This is a genomic window from Myroides sp. C1519 (genome assembly GCF_038039755.1).
Taxonomy (GTDB): domain Bacteria; phylum Bacteroidota; class Bacteroidia; order Flavobacteriales; family Flavobacteriaceae; genus Flavobacterium; species Flavobacterium phaeum_A.
Map to the genome: position 1 here is coordinate 11240 of NZ_JBBPHM010000014.1, position 25891 is coordinate 37130.

Genomic DNA, 25891 nt, shown 5'->3' on the forward strand with positions numbered 1-25891 from the left:
ACTACCATTAAAAACATCTTTTCATTAATTAACGTATGCTATATAATAACAGGAGTTCTATATAAGTTAAATAGTACTGTCATTACACACTTCTTTTATACTTGTTTCAGACAAATACCACACAAGTACCAGACACCTTCGGGAAAAAGGCTTATTTTCCGAACTTCTGTGGGACTTGAGTGGTAGATGTGTCGAACGTGGTACGTTTAAAACTACATTATAATGTGTTCTTTACTAATTCTTACAACACTATCAACATATCACCGTAAATACACTATACCTCTCTCATCTCCTTTTAAAATCTCCGTTCCACGTACTGATAACAAAACCACTTTACCTTTTAGACTTTAAATTGTATCTTGCTACCCAATTCAATTCTAACTAACACACACATATGAATCGAAAAATTAAAAATCTATTTAAGGCACTTGTTGTTCTGGTAGCACTTCCTATCTACGCGCAACAAGGAGGGATGTGGATTCCTTCATTATTAGAAGGGATGAACGAAACTGAGATGAAAAGCCTTGGTATGCAAATGTCAGTAAAAGACATTTATGATGTGAACAACTCAAGTATGAAAGATGCTGTTCCTCATTTCAATGGTGGATGTTCATCTGAAGTTATTTCTCCACAAGGTTTATTACTTACAAACCACCACTGTGGATATGGTCAAATTCAATCACACTCATCTGTTGAAAACGACTACTTAGCAAATGGATTCTGGGCAAAATCACAAGCGCAAGAATTACCTAACGAAAATTTAGAGGTTACTTTTATCGTACGTATTGAAGACGTAACGAAAGAAGTAATGGCCGGAATCAAAGACAAGGACTCTGAAATCGTAAAAAGAGAAAAAATAAACAAAAATATTAGTGCAACTGTTGCTTCTTTTCCAAAAGAGAAATGGCAAGAAAATAAGATTAAATCTTTCTATGAAGGAAACCAATACATCTTATTTGTTACAGAAACATTTACTGACGTTCGTTTAGTAGGTGCACCACCTTCATCAGTAGGTAAATTCGGATCTGATACTGACAACTGGGTTTGGCCACGTCATACAGGAGACTTTGCTTTATTCCGTATCTATGCAGATAAAGACAATAAGCCTGCTAATTACTCAAAAGACAACGTTCCTTACCGTCCAAAACACTTCTTCCCTATTTCATTAGACGGAATTGAAGAAGGAGATTTTACTATGGTATTTGGTTACCCTGGTAGAACACAAGAGTATTTACCATCATTTGCTGTAGAGCAAATTGTAAACGACTTAAATCCAGTAAGAATTGGAATCCGCGATAAAGCGTTAAAAATTACTGACGAGTTTATGCGTGCAGACCAAGGTATCAAAATTCAATATGCTTCTAAATTTGCAAGTACTGCAAACTATTGGAAAAAATGGATTGGAGAAAGCCAAGGGTTGAAAAAAACAAATGCTGTTGCAGCTAAAAAAGCTTTTGAAAAAGACTTTATTGAGAGAGCAAAGAAAAATAAAAACACAAAAGCGTACGCTAATATCTTACCTGAATTCGAAAAGTTATATGCTGCTATTGCACCTTATGCTATCAGTAGAGATTACTTTACAGAAATCGGAATGCGTAATGCTGAATTATTAGCTTCTGCTTGGAGAGTTTATGCTTTAGAAAAAACATTTAACAACGAGCAATCATTTGAATCAAGAAAAGCAAACTTAATCAACGGACAAGAGCGTTTCTACAAAAACTACAGCAAAGTAGTAGATGAGAAAGTATTTGAATCTATTGTTTCATTATATGCTACTGATGCTCCTAAAGCATTTTTACCAAAATCATTAGTAAATGCTGATGTAAAAGCAATTACTAAAGATATCTATAACAATAGTAAATTAACTTCATACGAAGGATTACAAGAGTTATTAAAAGGAGATGCTAAACAAGTACAAGCAAACCTTAACAATGATAAAGGATACGTATTTGCAAAAGGATTAATCGAAAACTACCTAACTAACATATTACCTAAATATGAAGAATTAGATCGTGAGATTGCTGCTTTACAACGTACATATATGAAAGCTCAATTAGAGTTATACCCAGATGCAAGAATTTTCCCAGATGCTAACAGTACATTACGTGTTACTTATGGTAAAGTAGACGGATATTTTCCTAAAGATGCTACATACTATGAGCCAGTAACACATTTTGATGGAATTATGGAGAAATATGTACCTGGTGATTATGAATTTGATGTACCATCTAAATTAATCGAATTGTACAATAATAAGGATTACGGAGTATATGCTGACAACGGTAAATTACCAGTAAACTTTATTGCAACAAACCATACAACAGGAGGTAATTCAGGAAGTCCAGCATTAGATGCACATGGTAACTTAATTGGATTAAACTTCGATAGAGTTTGGGAAGGAACAATGAGTGATATTTACTACGATCCTTCAATTTGTCGTAACATTATGGTTGACGCAAGATACATTTTATTCATCGTAGACAAGTTTGCAGATGCAAAACACCTAATTGAAGAAATGAAATTGGTTCACCCTAAGAAAAACAAATAAACAAAGTGTTGATTTTCAATAAATTACTAAGCTAAAAAAATTATATTTTTTTTTTACAAAAAATATAATCAAATCAAAAAAGTTATATATTTGTCTCGAATTAATAATTAACTTTTATAATTTAGTAAAATGAAAAAAATCGCATTAAGCATCGCTTTAGTAGCAATGATGGGAGTATCTTTCGTATCTTGTAAAGAAACTGCAACAGAACCAGCTCAAGAAGAAACTACAGTTGAAACTGTAACTGAAGAAGTAGCTCCTGCTACTGAAGAAGTTGTTACAGAAGAAGTTACTGAAGAGGCTACTACTGAAGCTCCAGCTACAGAAGAAGTAAAAACTGAAGAAGCTGCTAAATAATTAGCAAAACTATTCATAAAATAAGAAAACCTCGCTTAGCGAGGTTTTTTTATTTCTATCAGTTACTAAAAAATGCTACTGCATCTTTAGCAACTCTTCTACTAATTTTCTTTCGTTAGATAGTCTTGGCACTTTGTGCTGTCCTCCTAACTTATCTCCTTTTTTCAACCAATCGTAAAATAAGTTCTTTCTTGCCTTGTTAAATACAAGTGGATTTAAGGTCATATTATTAGCTCTCTTAGCTTCATAATCTGAATTTAATGCTTGTAAATTCTTATCTAAGACTTGGGCAAACTCTCTTATATCTTTAGGCTCTTTAGTAAACTCAACGATCCATTCGTGAGCTCCTTTTTCTTTTCCTTGCATAAAAACAGGTGCTACCGTATATTCAGCTACCTCAGCATCTAAATCAATACACGTTTTGGCTAATGCTCTATCTGTATTCTCTATCATTAACTCCTCTCCAAATACATTGATAAAGTGCTTAGTACGCCCAGTAATTTTAATACGATAAGGAAGTAAACTTGTAAAGCGAACAGTATCTCCAATTAAGTATCTAATCAATCCAGCATTTGTTGTGATAACAATAGCGTAATTCTTTCCTAATTCAACCTGAGACAAAGGAATAATCTTTTCATTGCTTGTACCAAACGTATCCATTGGTATAAACTCGTAGAAAATTCCGTAATCAAGCATTAACAAAAGTTCATTACAATCGTTCTGATCTTGGATAGCAAAGAATCCTTCAGAGGCATTGTATATTTCGTAATATCTGAAATTGCTATTAGGCAACAGCTTTTTATATTGGTCTTTGTAGGGTTCAAAACTTACACCTCCGTGAAAATACACCTCAGCATTAGGCCATAATTCCAGCAAGTCTTCTCTACCTGTTTCTTGAATAACGCGGTTAAACAATACTAACATCCAAGAAGGTACTCCTGCAAAACTTGTTACGTTTTCATTTCTCACCTCTTTTATAATAGCATCCATCTTACTTTCCCACTCAGACATCAAAGACGTCTTATTACTTGGCGTGCTACTAAACTCAGCCCAGAAAGGCATATTATCAATTAAAATAGCTGATAAGTCGCCAAAGAAAGTATTATTATCTTCATATAACTGTTTACTTCCCCCTAAGCGAAGACTCTTTCCTGTAAACAATTGTGAGTTTTCATTATTGTTTAAATATAAGCACAGTAAATCCTTAGCTGCTTTGTAATGACAGTTTTCTAATGCCTCATTAGACACAGGAATAAATTTGCTCTTCGCATTAGTAGTTCCACTTGATTTAGCAAACCATCTTATTTGTTCAGGCCAGAAGATATTACTTTCTCCTTTCCTTGCTCTTTCAATATAGGGCTCAAACTCCTCATACCTAAAAAGGGGTACACGCTCAGCGAACGTCTCATAGTTGTTTATACTTTCATAACCAAACTGCTGTCCTAAAACTGTTTTTTCATTTGTTCTCATCAAGTTTAAAAACAAATCATTTTGAACTTCATTCGGATATTTTCTAAATAAATCTATTTGATGAATTCTCTTTTTTAGAATCCAAGACGCAATAGAATTAATAATTGTAAATGCCATATATTTTCAATTAGTCTAATCTCTAACCTTTTCCGTGCGAAAAGTGTTTATTTGCAGTAGAAAATGTTTTCGTACTTTTACCACCTATCCAAAAATAACAATTTTATTTATGCTATACGAAGGAGTTTTAAACAAAATGCAGACGGAATTTAACAAGCCGATTGAATACTATTTAGTATTTAAAAACAACTTCATTAATATTAATCAAATCCTTAATAGAAATATTAAGATTGACTTTGTTGGTTATGAATGTTTAAACTGTGAACAAGAGAAAAAAATCTTTAGACAAGGATTCTGTTACGATTGCTTTTACAAAAGTGCTTCTGTTGGAGACTGGATTATGCGTCCTGAGCTTAGTCAAGCTCACTTAGGTATTGAAGATCGTGACTTGGAATATGAGATGAAAGTACAATTACAACCTCATATTGTTTACTTAGCAGTAGCAAGTGATGTAAAAGTTGGGGTAACTCGTAAAACACAAGTTCCTACAAGATGGATTGACCAAGGAGCATCTAAGGCAATCGAAATTGTAGAAGTGCCCAATAGATACTTAGCAGGAATTACAGAGGTAGCCTTAAAAGATTCGTTTACAGATAAGACAAACTGGCGAAAAATGTTGCAAAACGAAGTGCTGGAGACAAACTTAGAAGAAATTAGAAACAGTTTAAAAGACAAACTTCCTACAGAAGTACAACCTTATTTTGACCAAACTAACGCTTCTATTTTTGATTTAGATTATCCTGTCTTACAATTCCCTACTAAAATTAAAAGTTTAAATTTAGATAAGACGCCTTCTTTTGAAGGAAAACTAAAAGGAGTAAAAGGACAATACTTATTATTTGAAGACGGAACAGTTTTCAACATTAGAACCTATGAAGGTTATGTTGTTAAGATAGACGTTGAATAAAACAACTATATAAAAAAAGCGCCATAAATATTTTATGGCGCTTTTTTTATGCATTACAGTAAAAAGTATTACTCCGTTTTTGCTGGCTCTTCCGTCTTTTTCTTTTTATTGAATAATCCTTTCAAACCTTCTCCAATTTTATTAACTACCTCTTCTGTTTCTTTCTTTTTAGTATCAACAGCAGGAGTTTCTCCCTCTGCAGTAGCTTCACCTTCTTTAGGTTCTTTTTTACCTCCTAAAAGGTCCATAAGAGCTCCTTTTCCTTTATCTACTAATTTATTCTTTTGTTCCTCTACAATCTGGTTAGTTAAATTGGTAACTACTTCCCCCATATTAGTACCCACTTTAGGGTTTGAGAAGTTTCCTGTTAATCCAACTTTCACAGGAATAGCGTCAAACTTAGCACTATCTTTTGGTCCTAACTTTGTCAAAGTATTAGCAATGTCATTACCCAGCATCTTAGCAGGTACTTTGAAATCTAATGTATAATTCATCGATTGATCAAAACCGTGTTCTCCAGATACCTGAACAGACATATCTTTCAGTTTTAAGTCAAATGGTTTGAACTGAACCTTACCATTGTTAAAAACAATATGCATTTTCTTATTGTTCAAATCAAGTTGTTTTAAATCTACAAAATGAACTGCAGAATCTAATGTCGTCAATAACTTAGAACTTTTTGGATTGACAATAGCTTCTATCAAATCACCTTGTAAATCCCCCGTTAATGAAGTAACGATAGGTGATAAATCTGTAGCAGATAACTTACCATTCATCTTCACTCCTGCATTCATCTTACCTGTTATAATTCCTGCAATAGGAGCTATTTTTTTCAAGAACTCTAAACCTGTAAACGACTGTGTAATATCCAACATCTTTAAGCCTAAGTTCATATCAAACGTAGGAATAGCTTCTTTAGTAGATACATCTCCTGCAAAGGTAATTGCTCCACCAAAAATATCTGTTGACATATTCTGTAAACGAGCAGTTTCGTCTTTAATCGTCAGTGTACCCTTTACATTCTTCAATGTTAGGTTATCATAAACTACTGTGTTAGCATTAGCGTTAATTGTACAATCTAAGAAAGACGGAATCTTTAACGGTTCGCTTGAAGTAGTTGCTGTTTTAGTTTCTTTCTTTTCTGTTGACGCAGCTGTATCTTCTTTCAACAAATCTGCTAAAACAAAATTGTTTGAATTCAAGTTGAAGTTTCCTTTCAACGTTTGTTTTTTAAACAAGAAACCATATAAATTATCTAAACGACCATTGGCTGCTAAATCAGTAGTCCCTGTCTTTAAACTCAATTTATTTAACGTAACATTACTCGTATTAAACGTCAATGCAGCCTCTTGAATTTGCAATGGTTTTGCCATTGCTTCTGTTTCGAAGTTAAACCCTGTTAGTGATAAAGTACCAGCATTTCTTATATTTTGATATTGTTCTTTTTCAACAGAGTTCATATCAAAATTTGTAGCAACATTCGCTTTTAATACCCCAGTTAATGGACTATCTAATTTTACTGGATAAGCTTGAGATACATTAGCCAAGTTAATAACCCCATCTAATTTAGCATCTACAATTGCGTTCTCCGTAAGATTTTTAATATGCGCTTTTGCATTAAAAGCATCCTTGTCAATTCGGAATGACAATTTATTTATATCAACATAGGTATCTTTAATAATTCCTGTTTCATTCATCACATTAACATCCAATAAAATGTTTTGAACTGATTTAGGCAAATCAGGGTATTTGAATGATGAATTATTAGAAGACATGTGAATCGCTAAGGTTGGAATTGTTTTCTCTGTCAACTTACCTTTTACCTTACCATCTACTTTAAAATCACCTGTTGTACTTACACCTTTTAAATTTCCAGCATAAGCTTCAGGAATTAAACCTAAGAAGTTTTTAAAGTCTGAATCTGGTGTAGCAAATGTTAAGTCATATTCTTGACCTTCTTCTAACATTTGAAGATACCCATCAAATTTAAGAGGCAGTTGGTTAATTAAAGCTTCGTTTTCCTTAAACGTAAACTTCATATTATCCATATCCATACCGATCATAGCTTTCAACGATAAGTTTACATCGTTTAAAAACTTAGTATCATCCATTGTAAAGGCTACTTTCCCTTTCGATTCTGTATCTAAATCAAGTACATTTGCCGTTAAATTCCCTGTTCCTCTGTGGTACAATTCACTTACAGAAAACACCATTTTAGAACCTAAATCTGTATAATGTACGTTTACATTCTCAACTTCATAGTAGTTTAAAGCCAATGAGAACGGAGTACTTTCAGAATCATCACTATCTTCATCCTCCTTTTTAATAGCGATATCATAGTTAGCAATACCTTGTTCGTTTACAATTACGTTTACATCAGCATTAGCAACTTTAATAGATTCAATATTCATTGGTTCATCAGCCCCTTTGAATAGTTCCATTACAGACATATTTAAAACAATATCCTTTGCAAAAACTAACGTATCTCCTGCAAAAGGCTCTTGATTCACAACCACTAAATCTTGAATAGAAACAGTAGCTTTTGGAAAATTACGCAACAGACTAAGATCAACCTTTTCAAAGTTAACCGTTGCATTCAAATTATCGTTGATTGTCTTTTTTACTAAATCCTGAACTTTTCCTTTAAACAAGAAAGGTGCAGAAACCAATAAGATAATCAACACAAGTAGGACACCACCTACCCATTTTAAAACCTTTTTGTTCATATCAATTACTTTTTATACAAAATAACAAAAAAAGAGTCAGCACACATAATTTATGGCTGACTCTCCTATATTATTCAATCTTTTTAGGATTTATTTAATATTTAATTCAAAAGGCATAATTGTTTGAGCTCCTTTTAATGAATTAAAATAATTCAAACGCTCAATCATTTCAAAGTTTTCTTCCCCTATTTTTTCTTTGATTAAATCATCTTGTGTTTTCAAGATTGAAGCCCCTAAATAACTTCTGATTAAATCTTCGAACTTCATTTCATACTCTGGATAGTTTACAATTTTGTAGCTATCTATTTCTACTTTATTAGATGCAAACTTGATAGCTGCATCTAATCCTCCTAATTCATCTACTAATCCATTTGCCAAAGCATCTTTTCCTGTCCAAACACGTCCTTGCGCTAAAGCATCTACTTGGTCAAAAGTCAATCCTCTTCCTGCTGCTACTCTGTTTACAAATGTTGTATAAATATCTTCTATACTTTCTGTAACTACCATTTTAAACGAATCATCAACATCTCTAAAAGGACTATAATTAGCTGAGTTTTTATGTGTTTTCACTTGCTCTGCATTTACACCATATTTAGATGCCAATGTTTTAAAGTTTGGCAACATACCAAAAACTCCAATCGAACCAGTTATTGTGCTTGGATCAGCAAAAATACGATCCGCATTACACGAGATATAATACCCTCCAGAAGCGGCAACATCCCCCATAGAAACAATGACCGGTTTTACTTTCTTAGTTAATTCGATTTCTCTCCAAATTAACTCAGAAGTTAAAGCACTTCCACCAGGACTATTTACACGTAATACAATTGCTTTAATCTTATCGTTCTTACGCGCTTTTTGCAAAGCTCTGTTAATAGATCCTTCACCAATATAGCTAAGGTTCCCTTCACCACTTAAAATCTGTCCTTGTGCATAAATAACAGCAATTTGATCTGAAGCACTTACTGAAGATAATTTATTGATAACATCTTTAGCATACTCTAATACATCAATCTTATTGTAATCTTTCTCTCCTTTTACCCCTACTGCTTTTTTAATAGCAGCGTGGTATTCGTCTTCATAAGCAATTTTATCAACCAATCCTGCTTTTAACGCTTTCTCAGGAGTACGTGCCTCTAAGTTTTCAGCAACTTGATTTAATTGTTCAGTAGACAACTTTCTACTCTTAGCAATATCACCAACAATAGTTTCCCAAATAGAGTTTAAAAACACTGTTATTTGCTCTCTATTAGCCTCACTCATTTTATCTTCTAAATAAGGTTCTACTGCACTTTTATATTTACCATGTCTGATAACCTCCATATGAACTCCTGTTTTCTCTTGAAGTCCCTTTAAATATAATATCTCAGTTGAAAGCCCTCTAAAATCGACAGCCCCCACTGGGTTTACATAAACTGTGTCTGCTACAGAATTTAAGTAATATTCCCCTTGTTCATATACATTAGCATAAGCAACAACAAACTTTCCACTTGTTTTAAAATCTGCTAACTTCTCGCGAATCTCTCTTTTTTGTTCAACCCCTAATACAGAAGAATTATTTAAGATAGAAATACCTTTAATTCTATCATCCCCTTTAGCATATTCAATTGCGTTTAAAACATCAGACACTCCATCTTTTCCAGTTTCTTTATGTCCGAAGTCCTTAAAGTTGAATTTACCTGCGTAATCATATTTTACTTTAGAAAGATCTAAGTTGATTACTGTATTATCTTTTACAACAACACTATCAGATTTACCACCAAAAGCAACTCCTAAAAATAAGATTCCAAAAAACAGAATCATCATAAACAAAAATAGCCCGACAATAGTGGCTAAAACATTTCTTAAAAATCTCATATAAAAACAATTTTCTCTATTAGTATCTAAAACTAAAAATAGTTACAGTTTATAACACTAAATTTGCAGTTATTAACTTCTACAAAAGTAGCGTTTATTCAAATTTCTTTTATTTACTTTGCCTTATGTTTACGCAAAATCAAATAGTATTATCCATTGGCACGAATCAAGGAGATAGAATTTCAAATATTGAAAAAGCTATCGAATTGATTCACAAGCACATTGGAACAGTCATTAAAGTTTCTCCAATTTACGAATTTCCTGCATGGGGATTTGAAAGTGATCCATTTTACAATTGTGCGATTTACATACATAGTACCTTAAATGCAGAAACTGTTATCCAAAAAGTATTAGAAACGGAACAAATACTTGGTAGAATACGTCCACAAAATCAGGAAGGTTATAGCGCAAGAATTATTGATATTGACATTATTTCTTTCAATCAAGAAGTTTATAATACAGAGAAACTAACGGTGCCTCACCCATTGATGCAAGATAGACAATTTGTATTACAACCTGCTGCTGATCTAAATTTAGATTGGGAACACCCTACTTTAAAACTCGGTTTTAAAGCATTACTTGCTAATTGTAAAGACAAAACTTCTGGACAGGTAGTTAAGCGCTTAGCTTCTCCTATTCAAAAATATGGTTTTACAAATGTAAACTTTGTAGCTATTGAAGGTAATATTGGTGCAGGAAAAACTACTTTAACTAACCGTATTTCTACAGACTTTAATGCTAAGCGTATTTTAGAAGGTTTTGCAGACAATCCGTTCTTACCAAAGTTTTATAAGGATGCATCTCGTTATGCATTCCCTTTAGAGATGTCATTCTTAGCAGATCGCTATTCACAGTTATCTGATGATTTGTCACAATTTGATTTGTTTAAAGAGTTTATCATTGCTGATTACTATATATTCAAGTCACTTATTTTTGCTCAAATCACTTTAGAGGAAGACGAGTTTAACTTGTATCAACAAGTATTTGATATTATGTATAAAGACACGCCGAAGCCTGACTTATACGTTTACTTATATCAAAACACAGAAAGATTATTAGAAAACATCCACAAAAGAGGACGTTCATATGAAAGTGAAATACCTGGTACGTACTTAGACAAAGTAAACCAAGGTTATTTTAGTTATATCAAAACCTTGCCAACAGACAAGGTTCTGATTATAGATATATCTGATATGGACTTCGTAGCCAATCAGGAAGATTATATTGCAATCTTAGAAATGATTCAACAAAAGCTTAGAGCTTAACGATTCATTTGTTGAAATAAATCCCAAATTACGATCCCTGCACTCACAGAAATATTAAGTGAGTGTTTGGTTCCTAATTGAGGTATTTCAATTACTCCTTTACTCAAATCAACAACTTCTTGATTTACACCTTTAACTTCATTTCCGAAAACAAGCGCATATTTTTGTCCTATTTCAACTTCGAAGTTATTAAGCATAACACTTTTTTCTACTTGCTCAACAGATTGTACAGAAACTCCCTCTTCATTCAATTGTTTCACTAAAGTAACAACGTCTTTTACATATTCCCATTCTACCGTTTCAGTAGCTCCTAAAGCTGTTTTATGAATCTCTTTGTTTGGAGGTGTTGCAGTAATTCCACACAAGTAAACTTTTTCAATTAAAAAAGCGTCACAAGTTCTAAAAACAGAACCAATATTGTGTAAACTTCTTACATCATCAAGTACTATAATAATTGGCGTTTTTTCAGAAGCTTTAAACTCCTCTACATTTTTTCTATCCAATTCACTATTGGCTAATTTACGCATAATGATAATTTTTATGCAAAAATAAGTATTCTATCAATTAGAATGCTCCTCTTAAGAAAATAGACTAAAAATACCTCAATCACAGAAGTCGCAATAATTGCATTTTAAAACAAAAATATTCACATTTTATCACTTTAAACTTATAAATATTATTAAATAAAGATAATTTTATATTAAAAAATTGATTATATTAGCAATAACACAAACCACCACTAACTATGTTCCGCTTTTATATAAATAGGTTAGCTTTATTAACTATAATAAATAATCTGATTTTTATAGTTTACTTTAAAGAGTTTCTAAATACAACTCCTTATAGTAGCACTTGGGTTATAATGACTGTAGAAATAATTTGGTTATTATCACTAACTTTCTTAATTATATTTCCTATCATCCTTTGTTCTCTATTACAAAATCAAAGGATATTTACACACAAACTACCTTTACTGGCGATTAGTTTATCATTTTTATCTGTACTTTATTTTTCCTTAACAAAAATGTAACAAGACAACCATCATTATCTTAATAAATAACATTTTATTGCTATTTAGATAATTCATTAGTAATTTTGCAGGTTCTAAAATTAATTTATACATGTTTAAAAGCCTGATACAAAAGATTATTACTTCCCCTCTTATTATTTACACTACCCGCTGTTTTATAGGTTTTTACATCGGTTACCTGTTATTTCTAAAAGTTCAAAGCTATGAAGTAATCTGGTTACTGATTTCAATTATGCTTGTTATTTCCCCCGAAGGCAAGCACTCTAAAAAACTTTCTGTTGAGCGATTTAAATCAAACTTAGTTGGATCTGTAGTTGGACTTATTTGCTTAGAAATACATCCTGAGACGAATCTTTATCTTTGTATGTTAGGTGTTTTCCTAACAATTATGACTTGCTACTTGTTTAATATACTTAACATGGCACGTGTTGCATTAGTCGCTTTAATTATTATTCTTGTACAACCGCATACAGGTGATGTAGAAGCAACTCCTCTTCTGAGATGTCTTTCAGTAACAGTTGGCTGCCTTATTGGACTGTCTATTACTGTAGTAACATCTACTATAATAAGAAGTCTAAAAAGACACTATGGAATACCTCTTTCATAGAACTTACGCCTTATACTATTTAGTTCTTATAAATAGTTACTTATATTTGTAAATTGATAAAAACAATGAACTATGGCTGCTAAAGCAAAGGCGACAAAGGAAACTCCTTTAATGAAACAATACAATGATATCAAAGCAAAATACCCAGATGCTTGTCTATTATTTCGTGTTGGAGACTTTTATGAAACATTTGGTGAAGATGCTGTTAGAGCTGCAAATATATTGGGAATTACCCTTACTAAAAGAGGTGCTGGGTCTCCAAGTGAAACAGAATTAGCTGGTTTCCCTCATCATTCTATCAATGTTTATTTACCTAAACTTGTTAAAGCAGGACTAAGAGTTGCTATTTGTGACCAACTTGAAGATCCAAAAACAACCAAAACAATCGTAAAACGAGGGGTGACAGAACTTGTTACACCTGGAGTTGCATTAAATGATGAAGTACTTCATTCTAAATCTAACAACTTCCTTTGTGCTATACATTTTGCTAAAAAGTCAATAGGAATAGCCTTTTTGGATGTTTCTACTGGTGAATTTTTAACCACTGAAGGAGATCAAGATTATATTGACAAGCTTTTACAAAACTTCTCACCAAGTGAAGTTTTAGTACAAAAAAACAGTAAAACTCACTTTATTCAGACTTACGGAAACCAATATAATTTGTTTTTCCTTGACGATTGGGTTTTCAAAAAAGACTTTGCTTTTGAATCTTTAACAACTCATTTTAAAACAAATTCTTTAAAAGGTTTTGGTGTAGAAGACTTAGAAGAAGGAACTATTGCTTGTGGGGCTATTCTTTATTATTTATCTGAAACACAGCATACCAAAATACAACATATCTCTAATATCCAACGTATTGCAGAAGATGCTTATGTATGGATGGATCGTTTTACTATAAGAAACTTAGAATTATACAATAGTTCTAACCCTAATGCTATTACTCTTTTAGATGTTATAGATAAAACATTATCTCCAATGGGAGCTCGTCTATTAAAAAGATGGTTAGCTCTTCCATTAAAAGACGCAAATAAGATTGTAGATAGACACAATGTTGTAGAAAAATTAAAAGAAGATTCTGAGCTTTTATTCTTATTCCAAACACAGATAAAGAAAATATCAGACTTAGAAAGACTAATTTCTAAAATAGCAACTGGAAAAATATCTCCACGTGAACTTATTTATTTAAAAGAATCTCTTGATGCTATTATTCCAATTAAAGAAGGTGCATCAAAAAGCAATAATAATTCGCTAAAAACAATAGGAAACAAATTACATAGTTGTGAACTATTAAGAGAGAAAATTGCAACTACTATTCACGAAAATGCACCTGTAGCAATAGCAAAAGGTAATGCCATAGCTTTTGGTGTAAATACTGAATTAGATGACTTACGTAAAATCTCAACCTCTGGAAAGGAATTCTTAGAGGCAATGGAGAGACGCGAAAGTGAAAAAACGGGGATTCCTTCTTTAAAAATAGCTTTCAACAATGTTTTTGGTTATTACATTGAAGTTAGAAACACACATAAAGATAAAGTTCCTACTGACTGGATTAGAAAACAAACTTTAGTGAATGCGGAACGCTATATCACTGAAGAATTGAAAGAATACGAAAGTAAGATACTTGGAGCTGAAGAGAAAATCTATAAATTAGAAACAGAACTATACGAACAGTTTACTTCTTGGTGTGCACAATACATCAAACCAGTGCAACTTAATGCTACATTAATTGCGCAGCTTGATTGTTTGGGGTCTTTTGCTCAATTAGCTATAGACAACAATTATGTGCGACCTGAAATAAACGATAGTTTTGAACTTGACATAAAAGAAGGTCGTCATCCTGTAATTGAAAAACAGTTGGCTTATGATACTCCTTTTATTGCCAATGACGTTTATTTAAACAATACAAATCAACAAATTATAATGATTACCGGACCTAATATGTCGGGTAAGTCTGCTATTTTGAGACAAACAGCTTTAATTGTACTATTAGCTCAAATGGGAAGTTTTGTTCCCGCTACTAAGGTCACAATGGGTACGGTTGATAAAATATTTACAAGAGTTGGTGCTTCTGATAATATTTCGATGGGAGAATCAACTTTTATGGTTGAAATGAATGAAACTGCGTCTATCTTAAACAACCTAACTAATAGAAGTTTGGTATTGTTAGATGAAATTGGTCGTGGTACAAGTACGTATGACGGAATATCAATTGCCTGGGCCATTGCTGAATATATTCACCAAAACCCTTCTAAAGCAAAAACACTATTCGCTACGCATTACCACGAACTAAATGATATGCAAGAGCATTTTGAAGGAATCAAGAATTACAACGTTTCTGTAAAAGAATTAAAAGACAATGTACTGTTCTTAAGAAAACTTGTTCCAGGAGGTAGTGCACACAGTTTTGGTATTCACGTGGCTAAAATGGCAGGTATGCCTACTACGGTACTAAAAAGAGCTGAAAAGATGCTTAAACAGTTGGAGAAAGGACACGTAAAAGAAGATCATAAAGTAAAACCAGTAGTTGACGACATACAATTGAGCTTCTTCAATTTAGATGATCCGTTATTAGAGGAACTAAAACAAGAAATATTAGACATTGACGTCAATTCAATTACGCCTATTGAGGCAATGATGAAAATCAATGAATTGAAAAAAATGCTTAACAAATAAAGTCAATTAGGGTGTCCAACAAGGACACCCTATTTTGTTTTTGTGTATTTTCACTCATTCCCTACCTAAATATTCAAACCTCAGGTCGTTCATCTTCCTTTTTCAGACAATAGCTTTTGTCTTTAAAGTATCTTTAATCTTTTATTGTCTGTATACAGTAACTGATGGTACGTGATAAAATGTAGACTTAACTAAAGACTCTTTTATACAACCACGATTAAAGCCATTAAGCGCTACTCTCTTCTACTAAACTTCCTAACTAAAACAAGAACACAACTTCTCTGCAAGAAATAACCTCTATCTTATTTTATTAAGAATCTACTTTATACAGCAATAATCAGTTTACATCAATCATCCTCAAAAAACATTTACTTTTTTTTTTCAAAAAAACCACATTGTAAATCAATCGTTTAAAAAATATCTTTTACTTTTTTCAAAAAAGGATTTGCAGATATTAAAAAACCTACTATATTTGCACTCGCAATACAGAAGTAAAGCGAAGTTCTTAAAAACATAATGCGAAAATAGCTCAGTTGGTAGAGCGCAACCTTGCCAAGGTTGAGGTCGCGGGTTCGAACCCCGTTTTTCGCTCAAATATCACGCTCGGGTGGTGGAAGTGGTAGACACGCTGGACTTAAAATCCAGTGAGCAGTAATGTTCGTGCGGGTTCAAGTCCCGCTCCGAGTACAAAAAGTTCTAAACAATTGTTTAGAACTTTTTTTTTGCACTAAAGCAATATATTTCCCTATTTTTCCCCCTTATTAATTTTTGTTTCAAACCCTTTGTTTTTAATTTGATATGAGCGCGTTTGTTATTAGCCTTAAAGAAAATGGTAAGTTCAAATATACTTTTGAACACAGAAGAGGTAAAACTCTTATGACAAGTATGGAGTATCCAAGTAAGGAAGCTATTCGTAGTACAATTAATTTTTTAAAAAATAATACTGAGTTAATTTCTTTTTTAAAGTTTAGAACTCCAAGTGGTAAATTGTTTTTCAAATTAGCAATTGAAGATAACATCTATGCTACAAGTCGAAAGTTCACAACAGAATTAAGATTTGAAAAAGCAATGGAAGAAATCAATACTAACTTTGATTTAGCAGAAATATTAGATTTCACAATAGATATCTTTGGAGATTTATTTGATAATGATAAATAATCACCCCCTGTAATCAACTTACTTCCAATACTTAAGAAATTTATTCAAAAAAAGTCTCTTTTTTACTTGTTATATAGTATTTATTTACGCTATATTTGCACTCGCAATACAGAAGCAATCAGTATTGTAAACCAAATGAAGCTCGGGTGGTGGAAGTGGTAGACACGCTGGACTTAAAATCCAGTGAGCAGTAATGTTCGTGCGGGTTCAAGTCCCGCTCCGAGTACAAAAAGTTCTAAACAATTGTTTAGAACTTTTTTTTTGCACTTTACTTTCCATCCAACTTTTAAAACAACATTTAATAAGACTGAAATATCGAAAGGGAAAATAATCTCTAAAATCGTATTACTATAAAATCCAGTATCCTCTTTATCAAAAATTTTACAGTAATCGTATACTTATTAAACTAAAAAAACAACTTGAACATTGATATTCATCATATCACTTTTTTACTACTTCCCTACTATTACAATAATATTTGACCTATTATCTAAATTCAAAGAGGCACTATAGATAATTAAAATATAAAAAAACATTTTTTTAAAAAACATAAAATACTCAACACCAGACACAAGAACTAAAACTCTATAAAAAATTCAAACTTTATTACATCTACCTATTGTAGAATACATATTTTACACTATATTTGCACTCGCAATACGGAAGTAATTAGTGTTGCAAACCAAATGAAGCTCGGGTGGTGGAAGTGGTAGACACGCTGGACTTAAAATCCAGTGAGCAGTAATGTTCGTGCGGGTTCAAGTCCCGCTCCGAGTACAAAAGTTCTAAACAATTGTTTAGAACTTTTTTTTTGCACTATTATTAAGTTTCTTAGAACCAAGATAAGTTTTACAATTAGTAAAACTAACGTAAATTCGAAAAATGAAAAAGTACCTATCTAATCTTCATTTTATAACATTATTACTGATAAGCATTAGTTTCGTTGTACTCACTTCTTGTACCAAAGAAAACAGCAATCCTCCCCATATTGAAGAAGATATAATTGCCAAAGACTTACAGATTAAAGCAGATTCGTTATACAACCTAAATCAACTAAAAAGCGCTTTTCACAATTACCTTGATTCTAATCTAAGATTCAAAAAACAAAAGGACTCTCCTAACATCACTTACAACAATTTAAAAATAGCCTCAATATACCTAATAATTGGTGATCCTAATAGTGCACAAGAAATTGTAACCAACGAATTAAGATATATTAGTGAAGGTCCTAATACATATCGCTTTTACGTTTATTCAATATTATCTATTTGCTACTCTGATTTAGAAGACTATGAAGCTTCCATCGCTTATAACAACCTCTCTCTTGATTTAGCTTCGTCTGATTACGAAATAAAGATGATTGAAAACAACAATGCACTAAACTACATTAAATTACAGCAATATGAGAAAGCAATTCTTTCTCTACAAGCTATCTTAGATAGTAAAGCTTTTGAAGGTCGTTCTGGAGAAAAAGCACGTGTGTTAAACAATTTAGGAAGAGCGAAGTTCTTATTAAATAACAATGAAGGACTTGATGAACTAAAACAAGCTCTGGAATTAAGACTACCTACAAGTCTTCCAGATGACTTATTTTGGAGTTACGTCAACTTAAGTGAATACTACCAAGCTCACGATAAAACTATAGGTAAACAATATGCTCAAAAAGCATTTGACATTGCACGCGATTTTGAAAACAAAAACCAGAAATTAATCGCTCTTGAGTACCTTATCAAAAACGAAGACTATAATCCAAATAACAAGTACACAAATATTGATTATATAAATCTATCAAAACAAATAACAACTGAAAACCAACAAGCAAAAAATCAATATGCAAAGGTTAGATATGATTTTGATAAACATTCTCGTGAAAATGCTAAACTAAGATACAACTTACAACAAACTGAAATAACAGTTACAAAGCAATACAATGTCATCCTACTTATCTTCCTTTTCATCATAATTAGCGCTTCTATATTTGGCCTAATTTATAAACAATTAAAAAGAAGACACAAAAAAGAAAAGTTAGAACAGGTATACATCACTGAAACTACAATTGCTAAAAAAGTACACGACGAACTTGCCAATGATGTATTTAACGTACTTACACTTTCTCAAAACTTTAAACTTGATACTGAAAAAACAAAAAATCACTTAATCAACGATCTGGAACTAATCTATAAGAAAGCTCGTAATATCTCCTTACAGCATAGTTCTATTAGTACTGGCACAAAGTTTAAAGAGCATCTAACAAACCTCTTTAATGAATACAATACGGCCGCTTGTAGAATTATAATTACAGGTTTAGATAAGTTTGATTTTGACCAATTAGACAAAACTCAAAAAATAACCTTGTATAGAGTTATTCAAGAACTACTTGTCAATATGAAGAAACACAGCATGGCAACTTTAGTTGTTTTTAAATTTGAAGATCTAAAAAACAAAATAACCCTCTTTTACTCTGACAACGGAATTGGCATCATTCAAAAAGAAATCATTTCTAAAAATGGTTTATCGAATATGGAAAACCGCATCAAAAATATAAACGGAACAATTACATTTGATAATGAGAATAAATTAGGTGTAAAATATTTCATACAATTACCCAAAAGTTATGATTAAAAAAATTCTTGTAGTCGAAGACTACGACAGTATAAATGTTGGAATTGTAACTGCTTTATCAGAACAGACAAATGCAGAAATCTACAGTACTAAATACTGTGATGACGCTTGGTTAAAAATACAGAGTGCGGAACACAACAATTCTCCTTTCGACTTAATCATCTCTGACTTATCATTTGAACAAGATCATAGAGAAACTAAGCTACAAGGAGGAATTGACTTAATTAGACAAGTAAAACAATACTTCCCTCAAATAAAAATAATCGTTTACTCAATTGAAAATAGATACATTGAAATAAACGACTTATTAGAACATTTACAAGTAAATGCTTTTATCAGTAAGGGTAGAAATAGCATCAAAGAATTAGTAGAAGCTATTAATTATATTCAGAATGATGCAGATGCACCTTATTTATCTGCAGAAATACTTGAAGTCAAAAACAACCCTACCTCTCTTATTTTACAAGATGAAGATTTAGCAATTCTAAAATTACTTTCAGAAGGATATTCGCAAAGTGAAATAGGTAATAAACTAAAAGAAGATGAGCTATGCATTTCCAGCACAAGTAGTATAGAGAAACGCATTAGCAAATTAAGAATTTCTTTAAACGCAAAAAATGCAACTCACTTAGTTAGCATTGCAAAAGATATGGGGATTATTTGAAACAAAATGACATAAAATATCAACTAATAAGGTTTTCCGTAAAGGACACTTAATGACAATAATTATCTTTGTAACCGGAAAAGTTACAAGGTTTTAATATGTTAAGAATAATTACCTCTCTAATTGTGTTATTAGGGATTAGTATTAGTTGTGGTAGGCATCATAACGATACAGAATACGAAAAAATAGAAAATCTTGATATATCTGAAGCCGATTTAAATACCTGTTTAGAGACTTATAACGAATACGTAAACAAATACCCTGTTTTATTCCAAAAAGCTCTCTATGGTGATAAAAAAGCCTTAAAAGAATACTCTGATTTAATGCTATCTATTGCTAAAATAGAAAACAAGATTAATGAGTTGTCAAATGCTCACCAATTGCCTAATAAGCAATTCAAAAAATACAAGGAGCTAAAAAGTAAATTAACTCCATAAAAAAAAGCAGAAGATATATCTTCTGCTTTTTTTGTATTAAGATGCAGCCTCAAGGCGTTGCAATAAATTCTTGTTCAAGGCGTGTTCTGTATATTCTTTATCAACATTCAGTTCTTTCACCTCATCTTTACTTGGCAACTCATACATTGCATCCGTTAAGATCGCTTCACAAAGAGATCTCAATCCACGAGCTCCTAATTTATATTCTAAAGCTTTATCTACAATATAATCTAAAGCATCTTCTGTAATAGTAAATTTAATACCATCCATCTCGAATAACTTCTCATACTGTTTAATCAAAGCATTTTTAGGTTCTGTCAAAATTGCTCTAAGCGTTTTACGATCCAATGGATCCATATGAGTTAACACAGGTAAACGTCCAATAATCTCAGGAATTAAACCATAGTCCTTAATATCTTTTGGAATAATGTACTGCATTAAATTAGTACGATCTACTTGATCCACTTCTTTAGCAGAACTATACCCTACGGCTTGGAAATTTAAACGTTTTGAAATAATTCTCTCAATACCGTCAAATGCACCACCAGCCACGAATAAGATATTCTTTGTATTTACCTCAATGAATTTTTGGTCTGGGTGCTTTCTTCCTCCTTTAGGCGGAACATTAACAACACTTCCTTCCAATAATTTCAATAAAGCTTGTTGTACCCCTTCACCAGACACATCACGTGTAATAGAAGGATTGTCGCTTTTACGTGCAATTTTATCAATCTCATCAATAAAAATAATACCACGTTCAGCTTTCTCAACATCGTAATCTGCAGCTTGTAAAAGTTTTGTCAAAATACCTTCAACGTCTTCTCCTACATACCCTGCTTCAGTAAGAACAGTTGCATCAACAATTGCCAATGGTACATTCAACATACGAGCAATAGTTTTTGCCACCAATGTTTTACCTGTACCTGTTTGACCAACCATTAAGATGTTACTTTTCTCAATTTCGATGTCTTGATCTTCGTTATTTAATTCCTGCAATAAACGTTTGTAGTGATTATATACAGCAACAGCCATAACTTTTTTAGTTTGGTCTTGACCAATCACATATTCGTCTAAGAAAGCTCTAATTTCCATAGGCTTTTTCAACAATAGATCACTTGAAATAGCCTCAAGCTCTTTCGCATCATTCTCTTCTAAAATGATATCATAAGCTTGCTCTACACAACGATCACAAATATGAGCATCAATACCAGCAATAAGAATATTCGTTTCTGCTTTTGGACGACCACAAAACGAACATCTCTTTTCATCCTTTGCCATAAATAATTATTCTCTTATTAATACCTCATCAATCATTCCGTACTCTTTAGCTTCTTGTGCTATCATCCAATAGTCACGGTCGCTATCATGGTGTACTTTTTCCATTGATTGACCAGAATGCTTAGAAATAATTTGGTATAATTCGTCTTTCAACTTCATAATCTCTCTTGCTGTAATTTCGATATCTGAAGCTTGACCTTGTGCACCTCCAAGTGGTTGGTGAATCATAACTCTTGAGTGTGGTAATGCAGATCTTTTCCCTTCCGCACCAGCACATAACAATACAGCTCCCATAGAAGCAGCCATACCAGTACAAATAGTAGCTACATCAGGTTTAATAAACTGCATTGTATCATAAATACCTAAACCAGCGTAAACACCTCCTCCAGGAGAGTTTACATAAATACTAATATCTTTTTCGTTATCAACACTTGCTAAGAATAACAACTGTGCTTGAATAATATTAGCAACATAATCATCAATCCCTGTTCCTAAAAAGATAATTCTATCCATCATCAAACGAGAAAAAACATCCATAGAAGCTACGTTCATTTGTCTCTCTTCGATGATATATGGAGTCATACTACTTACAATTTTATCGTAGTACATACTATTTATACCGTGATGCTTAGTAGCATACTTTTGAAACTCTTTACCTATATCCATATGATAATTCAATTTTTTTTGATTTCTAAATATAAAAAAAATAAGCGTCTTTCCTTAACAGAAAGACGCTCAAATATACTTATTTTTTTCCGGATATTATTCTCCGTACATTTCCTTAACGAAATCTTTGTAAGAAACTTCTTTAACCTCAGCTTTAACTTTTTCGTTGAATAAAGCTAACATTTTGTCGTTCATCAATTGCTCAGAAATACGTTTAACCTCTTCTTGGTTAGACATAACTCTTGCAACGATATCTTCAACCATTTTATCATCTGGTTCAGCTTGTCCGAATTGAGCCATTTGATCTTTGATTAACTTAACAGTAAATGCTTTTACTTCATCAAAGTTTAATTGTAACTCATTTTGAGACATTACTTTTCCTTCAACTAATTGGAAACGTAAACCTTGCTCAGACTTAGCGTACTCAGCAGCAGCTTCTTCAGCAGTCATTCTTGTTTCACCTGCAGTTTCTAACCATCTTGTTAAAAATTCAGCTGGTAAATCAAATTTAGTGTTAGCTAACAAAGATTCGAAAACATCGTTTACAAATTTTTGATCAGCTTGACCTGCGAATTGTTTCTCAGCGTCTTCTTTGATTTTTTCTTTTAATTGCTCAACAGATGTTACAACACCTTCTCCGAACAATTTGTCGAATAATTCTTGGTTTAATTCAGCTTTCTCAGTTTCGTTGATTTCTTGAATAGTAAATACTACGTCAATTTCTAAACCGTGAACAGCATCGTGGTCAACACCTAAGTGCTCCATAAGTTTGTGATCATCTTCAAATAATCCTTTAGTACTTACAGTAACTTGCTCACCAACTTTTTTATTTAAAAATTTCTTTTGGTTTGTTTTAGTTCTGAATGCTTCAACAGCAACTTTAGTTTCTTTGTTGATTCCAGCTTCTTCATTAGTGAATGTACCAACTAATTCTGAAGTTTCTTCTACAGCTTCTTTAGAAACTAATTTCCCGTATTGTTTTTGGATAAACTCAACTTGCTCGTCTAACATTGCGTCATCAGCAACAACTTTGAATTTAGTAACATCTTTTGCACCTTCTAAGTCAACAGTGAACTCAGGAGCCAATCCTAATTCAAAATCAAATTTTAATACATCAGCATCCCAGTCAAAATCTTCATTGTCCACTGGTAATGGATTTCCTAAAATATCTAATTTTTCATCTACAAGATAGTTTCCTAATTTCTCTTGCAAAATTTTGTTTACTTCTTCGAACAATACTGCTTTACCGTATTGTTTAAGAATTAAACTCATTGGTACTGCACCTTTTCTAAATCCTGGAACGCTTGCGTTCTTTTTGTAGTTAGATAAAACATTATCTACATTACCTTGATAATCTTCTTTTGCAAGCTCAATAGTTACGATTGCATTAAGAGCATCTACATTATTTCTTGTAATATTCATTTTTGATGTATTTACATATAAAATTGGGTTGCAAAAATAAATTATTTTTACAACCCAACCAAGTTTTTAAGTAATTGTATTTCAACTATTAATTTTTTATCTTCTTTGCGGCTCGCCTTTTTGAAGGAAGCCATTTACTATTGATTGACAGAAAGTCAATACTACACTAAATAAAAGTGCATACCAAAAATTATCAACAGTAAATTCTTTCACAAAATAAGCACTCAATTGAATAATCACCGCATTGATAACTAATAAAAATAATCCCATTGTTATTACTGTTGCTGGCAAAGTTAAGAAAACCAAAACTGGTCTTAAAAACATATTTAACAATCCCATTGCAACGGCTACCCATAGCGCTGTTGTCCAACCTGTAACTGCTACTCCTGGTAATAACCAGCACAAAAACATAACAATAGCAGTCGTAATTAGTAATCTAACAATTAGTCCCATAATATTTTTTTTATAAAAATAAGGAAAATTATTTATTTGTAGCAACCAAAGTAGGTCCTGGATATACTGCAGGGTTAACTAATGGAATTGTTGCGTGATAATGTTTGTTGATTACTCTTAAAATTTCAGCCGAAATAAATGCATATCCTCTTGCGTTCAGGTGTACACCATCTAAAGAGAACATTACTGTATTTAAATTCCCCATTCCTTTAAAATAATCAGCTGTATAAATCTGACCATCTTCTACACGAAGACCAGCTACTGCTTTGTTTAAAACATCATTCATATCTGCTACAGCAAGTCCTTTTGTAGCCGCTACTGCTCTAATGATATTATTAAACTGTACTGTTGCTTCTTTTACTTTCTTCTGTTCCACAGGATTCAATACAAATGCATCACTTAAAGGAAAAGTTACTCCAACTTTAAGCATATCATCCATAACAGGACTTCCTGTTGATTGTGGTAATGAAGCTCCAATTTGAGGTTTACTTGTCAATAATAATAAATCTTTATCTGTAGCGTGTCTTGCCTTTCCAAAAGCTTGTGCCACCAATTTAATTTGTGGATCACTTATTGGAAAAGGAAATTGTCCTGCGGCAACTACAGCTTTAATACCTCCTTCTAATAAAGCAGACATATCTGTCAGTGTTCTATCTTCAACTAACAGTGGATTAGCGTGCTCTTTAGAAAACAATTGCAAACGATCTCCTTGTCCTCCTTTAGCTAATATTTGTTTCAACATACCAACTAACATATTCAATTGGTCTATTTTTTCAACACCTATTAATTCTGGTGTCAATGGGCTATATGGCACAGTCGTAAAAAACGGAATAGCTGTTACATCTGGTATTGTTGCTACAACTCCTTTTGCACCACCTGAAACTAATGTATTTGTAATTGTTTCGTAAACGTTTTTAAACACTCCAGCGTGTGTAATATCATTTGGTCCATATTGAGAAGGATCTAATCCTCCCATTTCATTTTGATCAACTCCTTCTCCTCCTGAAGTTGCATAAGACAATACGTCATTTGCTCCAATCCAGTTTGTAAAGAAAGTAGGTTTTAACGACATCGCATCTCCTAAAACAGTAGCATCATCGCTTGTCGCTGTTCTTACGAAATACGGGTTCGCCTTTCCAACTGCTAATCCTGCAATACTACCGTATCCTTTAGCTAATAAATGATATGTTTTAGCTCCAGGAACTCCCGCATTATGGTATGCTTTTTTCTGTTGTGCTGTAGCTTCAATAGTGCTGGTACCCTTAATATTCTCAGGTCCTCCTGTAGACATATTAATCACCATTCTTGTTTTAAAGTTTGGATTCTCAACACCTCCAAATAAAAAACCTCCTACATTATTAACATCATCTGCAAAAGAAGGTTGAGTAAACTCTCCTCCTCCAACTGTTTTAAACTGATTTGCTAAAATATTAGGAAATGAATTCTCTTGTCCTGAACGGAAAACAGTTCCATCCATATATCCAGCTGTCAATGAGTTACCTATTGCAACATAAGAGCTAAAATCTGCATCACCAGCAGAATAAGTCCCACCATCAATTTTATCTTCAAAAGAAGGCTCACAAGAAGCTAATAAAGCCACTGCTGGTAATAATAATAAATATCTTTTTTTCATG

The 25891-nt window shown here is 32.5% G+C and carries 19 protein-coding genes and 4 tRNA genes; 14 read left to right on the top strand and 9 right to left on the bottom strand.

Features of this window, described 5'->3' with window-relative positions:
• The first annotated feature begins 394 nt into the window (after positions 1–394).
• A complete protein-coding gene (locus AABL81_RS09100) occupies positions 395–2548 on the top strand; it encodes a S46 family peptidase (RefSeq protein ID WP_158210156.1) in 2154 nt (717 codons plus the stop codon).
• A gap of 129 nt (positions 2549–2677) precedes the next feature.
• On the top strand, positions 2678–2905 hold the full coding sequence (locus AABL81_RS09105) for a hypothetical protein (protein ID WP_158210155.1): 228 nt from the start codon (positions 2678–2680) through the stop codon (positions 2903–2905).
• Positions 2906–2980: 75 nt separating this feature from the next.
• Here AABL81_RS09105 and AABL81_RS09110 read toward each other — a convergent pair whose 3' ends face one another.
• A complete protein-coding gene (locus AABL81_RS09110; RefSeq protein ID WP_341340863.1) occupies positions 2981–4492 on the bottom strand; it encodes a GH3 auxin-responsive promoter family protein in 1512 nt (503 codons plus the stop codon).
• 109 nt (positions 4493–4601) lie between these two features.
• Between AABL81_RS09110 and AABL81_RS09115 the strand changes: the two genes are divergently transcribed.
• The gene (locus AABL81_RS09115; RefSeq protein ID WP_341340864.1) at positions 4602–5399 is read left to right on the top strand and encodes a DUF2797 domain-containing protein; all 798 of its coding nucleotides are present in this window, start codon (positions 4602–4604) and stop codon (positions 5397–5399) included.
• A 68-nt stretch (positions 5400–5467) separates the two neighbouring features.
• On the opposite strand, the gene AABL81_RS09120 is transcribed toward AABL81_RS09115, so the two are convergent.
• Positions 5468–8125: an AsmA-like C-terminal region-containing protein gene (locus tag AABL81_RS09120; RefSeq protein WP_341340865.1), complete on the bottom strand. Its 2658-nt coding sequence runs from the start codon at positions 8123–8125 to the stop codon at positions 5468–5470.
• Positions 8126–8215: 90 nt separating this feature from the next.
• Positions 8216–9982 carry a signal peptide peptidase SppA gene (sppA, locus tag AABL81_RS09125; RefSeq protein ID WP_341340866.1) on the bottom strand — a complete coding sequence of 589 codons (1767 nt, stop codon included), beginning with the start codon at positions 9980–9982 and terminating at the stop codon, positions 8216–8218.
• A 125-nt stretch (positions 9983–10107) separates the two neighbouring features.
• Here sppA and folK point away from each other — a divergent pair, with 125 nt between their 5' ends.
• Positions 10108–11247, top strand: a complete 1140-nt coding sequence (gene folK / locus AABL81_RS09130) for a 2-amino-4-hydroxy-6-hydroxymethyldihydropteridine diphosphokinase (protein WP_158210150.1) — start codon at positions 10108–10110, stop codon at positions 11245–11247.
• Here folK and AABL81_RS09135 read toward each other — a convergent pair.
• Entirely contained in the window at positions 11244–11774 is a 531-nt protein-coding gene (locus AABL81_RS09135; protein ID WP_341340867.1) for an RNA methyltransferase, read from the bottom strand. The genes folK and AABL81_RS09135 overlap by 4 nt on opposite strands.
• Before the next feature lie 594 nt (positions 11775–12368).
• Between AABL81_RS09135 and AABL81_RS09140 the strand changes: the two genes are divergently transcribed.
• The 10 genes from AABL81_RS09140 (at position 12369) to AABL81_RS09185 (ending at position 20438) form a co-directional block, all read left to right on the top strand.
• Positions 12369–12884 (top strand): FUSC family protein, encoded by a 516-nt coding sequence (locus AABL81_RS09140; protein ID WP_158210148.1) that lies wholly within the window; start codon positions 12369–12371, stop codon positions 12882–12884.
• A 72-nt stretch (positions 12885–12956) separates the two neighbouring features.
• A complete protein-coding gene (gene mutS / locus AABL81_RS09145; RefSeq protein ID WP_341340868.1) occupies positions 12957–15557 on the top strand; it encodes a DNA mismatch repair protein MutS in 2601 nt (866 codons plus the stop codon).
• Between the two features lie 518 nt (positions 15558–16075).
• Positions 16076–16148 (top strand) — tRNA-Gly (locus AABL81_RS09150).
• A gap of 10 nt (positions 16149–16158) precedes the next feature.
• Positions 16159–16244, top strand: a tRNA-Leu gene (locus AABL81_RS09155).
• Positions 16245–16355: 111 nt separating this feature from the next.
• The gene (locus AABL81_RS09160; RefSeq protein WP_158210146.1) at positions 16356–16715 is read left to right on the top strand and encodes a hypothetical protein; all 360 of its coding nucleotides are present in this window, start codon (positions 16356–16358) and stop codon (positions 16713–16715) included.
• A gap of 140 nt (positions 16716–16855) precedes the next feature.
• Positions 16856–16941 (top strand) — tRNA-Leu (locus AABL81_RS09165).
• Between the two features lie 465 nt (positions 16942–17406).
• Positions 17407–17492: transfer RNA gene (locus AABL81_RS09170), tRNA-Leu, on the top strand.
• Positions 17493–17597: 105 nt separating this feature from the next.
• Positions 17598–19337: a tetratricopeptide repeat-containing sensor histidine kinase gene (locus AABL81_RS09175; protein ID WP_158210145.1), complete on the top strand. Its 1740-nt coding sequence runs from the start codon at positions 17598–17600 to the stop codon at positions 19335–19337.
• Complete coding sequence (locus tag AABL81_RS09180; RefSeq protein ID WP_341340869.1) at positions 19330–20001, top strand: response regulator; 672 nt, start codon at positions 19330–19332, stop codon at positions 19999–20001. The genes AABL81_RS09175 and AABL81_RS09180 overlap by 8 nt, the downstream gene beginning before the upstream one ends.
• Before the next feature lie 98 nt (positions 20002–20099).
• Complete coding sequence (locus AABL81_RS09185; RefSeq protein WP_341340870.1) at positions 20100–20438, top strand: hypothetical protein; 339 nt, start codon at positions 20100–20102, stop codon at positions 20436–20438.
• Positions 20439–20474: 36 nt separating this feature from the next.
• On the opposite strand, the gene clpX is transcribed toward AABL81_RS09185, so the two are convergent.
• The 5 genes from clpX to AABL81_RS09210 form a co-directional block, all read right to left on the bottom strand.
• Positions 20475–21716, bottom strand: a complete 1242-nt coding sequence (clpX, locus tag AABL81_RS09190) for an ATP-dependent Clp protease ATP-binding subunit ClpX (RefSeq protein WP_090405408.1) — start codon at positions 21714–21716, stop codon at positions 20475–20477.
• 6 nt (positions 21717–21722) lie between these two features.
• On the bottom strand, positions 21723–22382 hold the full coding sequence (clpP, locus tag AABL81_RS09195) for an ATP-dependent Clp endopeptidase proteolytic subunit ClpP (protein ID WP_090405413.1): 660 nt from the start codon (positions 22380–22382) through the stop codon (positions 21723–21725).
• A gap of 96 nt (positions 22383–22478) precedes the next feature.
• Positions 22479–23804: a trigger factor gene (tig, locus tag AABL81_RS09200; RefSeq protein ID WP_158210142.1), complete on the bottom strand. Its 1326-nt coding sequence runs from the start codon at positions 23802–23804 to the stop codon at positions 22479–22481.
• Positions 23805–23900: 96 nt separating this feature from the next.
• Entirely contained in the window at positions 23901–24257 is a 357-nt protein-coding gene (locus AABL81_RS09205; protein WP_090405901.1) for a phage holin family protein, read from the bottom strand.
• Positions 24258–24285: 28 nt separating this feature from the next.
• On the bottom strand, positions 24286–25890 hold the full coding sequence (locus AABL81_RS09210) for a hypothetical protein (RefSeq protein WP_158210141.1): 1605 nt from the start codon (positions 25888–25890) through the stop codon (positions 24286–24288).
• Between the last annotated feature and the right edge of the window lies 1 nt (position 25891).

What these genes read in the sequence shown, in the direction of transcription:
- AABL81_RS09120 (WP_341340865.1), bottom strand. Translation starts at nt 8,125, where the DNA reads ATGAACAAAAAGGTTTTAAAATGGGTAGGTGGTGTCCTACTTGTGTTG.
- AABL81_RS09185 (WP_341340870.1), top strand. Translation starts at nt 20,100, where the DNA reads ATGTTAAGAATAATTACCTCTCTAATTGTGTTATTAGGGATTAGTATT.
- AABL81_RS09115 (WP_341340864.1), top strand. Translation starts at nt 4,602, where the DNA reads ATGCTATACGAAGGAGTTTTAAACAAAATGCAGACGGAATTTAACAAG.
- AABL81_RS09100 (WP_158210156.1), top strand. Translation starts at nt 395, where the DNA reads ATGAATCGAAAAATTAAAAATCTATTTAAGGCACTTGTTGTTCTGGTA.
- AABL81_RS09175 (WP_158210145.1), top strand. Translation starts at nt 17,598, where the DNA reads ATGAAAAAGTACCTATCTAATCTTCATTTTATAACATTATTACTGATA.
- clpP (WP_090405413.1), bottom strand. Translation starts at nt 22,382, where the DNA reads ATGGATATAGGTAAAGAGTTTCAAAAGTATGCTACTAAGCATCACGGT.
- clpX (WP_090405408.1), bottom strand. Translation starts at nt 21,716, where the DNA reads ATGGCAAAGGATGAAAAGAGATGTTCGTTTTGTGGTCGTCCAAAAGCA.
- folK (WP_158210150.1), top strand. Translation starts at nt 10,108, where the DNA reads ATGTTTACGCAAAATCAAATAGTATTATCCATTGGCACGAATCAAGGA.
- AABL81_RS09110 (WP_341340863.1), bottom strand. Translation starts at nt 4,492, where the DNA reads ATGGCATTTACAATTATTAATTCTATTGCGTCTTGGATTCTAAAAAAG.
- AABL81_RS09205 (WP_090405901.1), bottom strand. Translation starts at nt 24,257, where the DNA reads ATGGGACTAATTGTTAGATTACTAATTACGACTGCTATTGTTATGTTT.
- mutS (WP_341340868.1), top strand. Translation starts at nt 12,957, where the DNA reads ATGGCTGCTAAAGCAAAGGCGACAAAGGAAACTCCTTTAATGAAACAA.
- AABL81_RS09180 (WP_341340869.1), top strand. Translation starts at nt 19,330, where the DNA reads ATGATTAAAAAAATTCTTGTAGTCGAAGACTACGACAGTATAAATGTT.
- AABL81_RS09105 (WP_158210155.1), top strand. Translation starts at nt 2,678, where the DNA reads ATGAAAAAAATCGCATTAAGCATCGCTTTAGTAGCAATGATGGGAGTA.
- AABL81_RS09135 (WP_341340867.1), bottom strand. Translation starts at nt 11,774, where the DNA reads ATGCGTAAATTAGCCAATAGTGAATTGGATAGAAAAAATGTAGAGGAG.
- AABL81_RS09160 (WP_158210146.1), top strand. Translation starts at nt 16,356, where the DNA reads ATGAGCGCGTTTGTTATTAGCCTTAAAGAAAATGGTAAGTTCAAATAT.
- AABL81_RS09210 (WP_158210141.1), bottom strand. Translation starts at nt 25,890, where the DNA reads ATGAAAAAAAGATATTTATTATTATTACCAGCAGTGGCTTTATTAGCT.
- tig (WP_158210142.1), bottom strand. Translation starts at nt 23,804, where the DNA reads ATGAATATTACAAGAAATAATGTAGATGCTCTTAATGCAATCGTAACT.
- AABL81_RS09140 (WP_158210148.1), top strand. Translation starts at nt 12,369, where the DNA reads ATGTTTAAAAGCCTGATACAAAAGATTATTACTTCCCCTCTTATTATT.
- sppA (WP_341340866.1), bottom strand. Translation starts at nt 9,982, where the DNA reads ATGAGATTTTTAAGAAATGTTTTAGCCACTATTGTCGGGCTATTTTTG.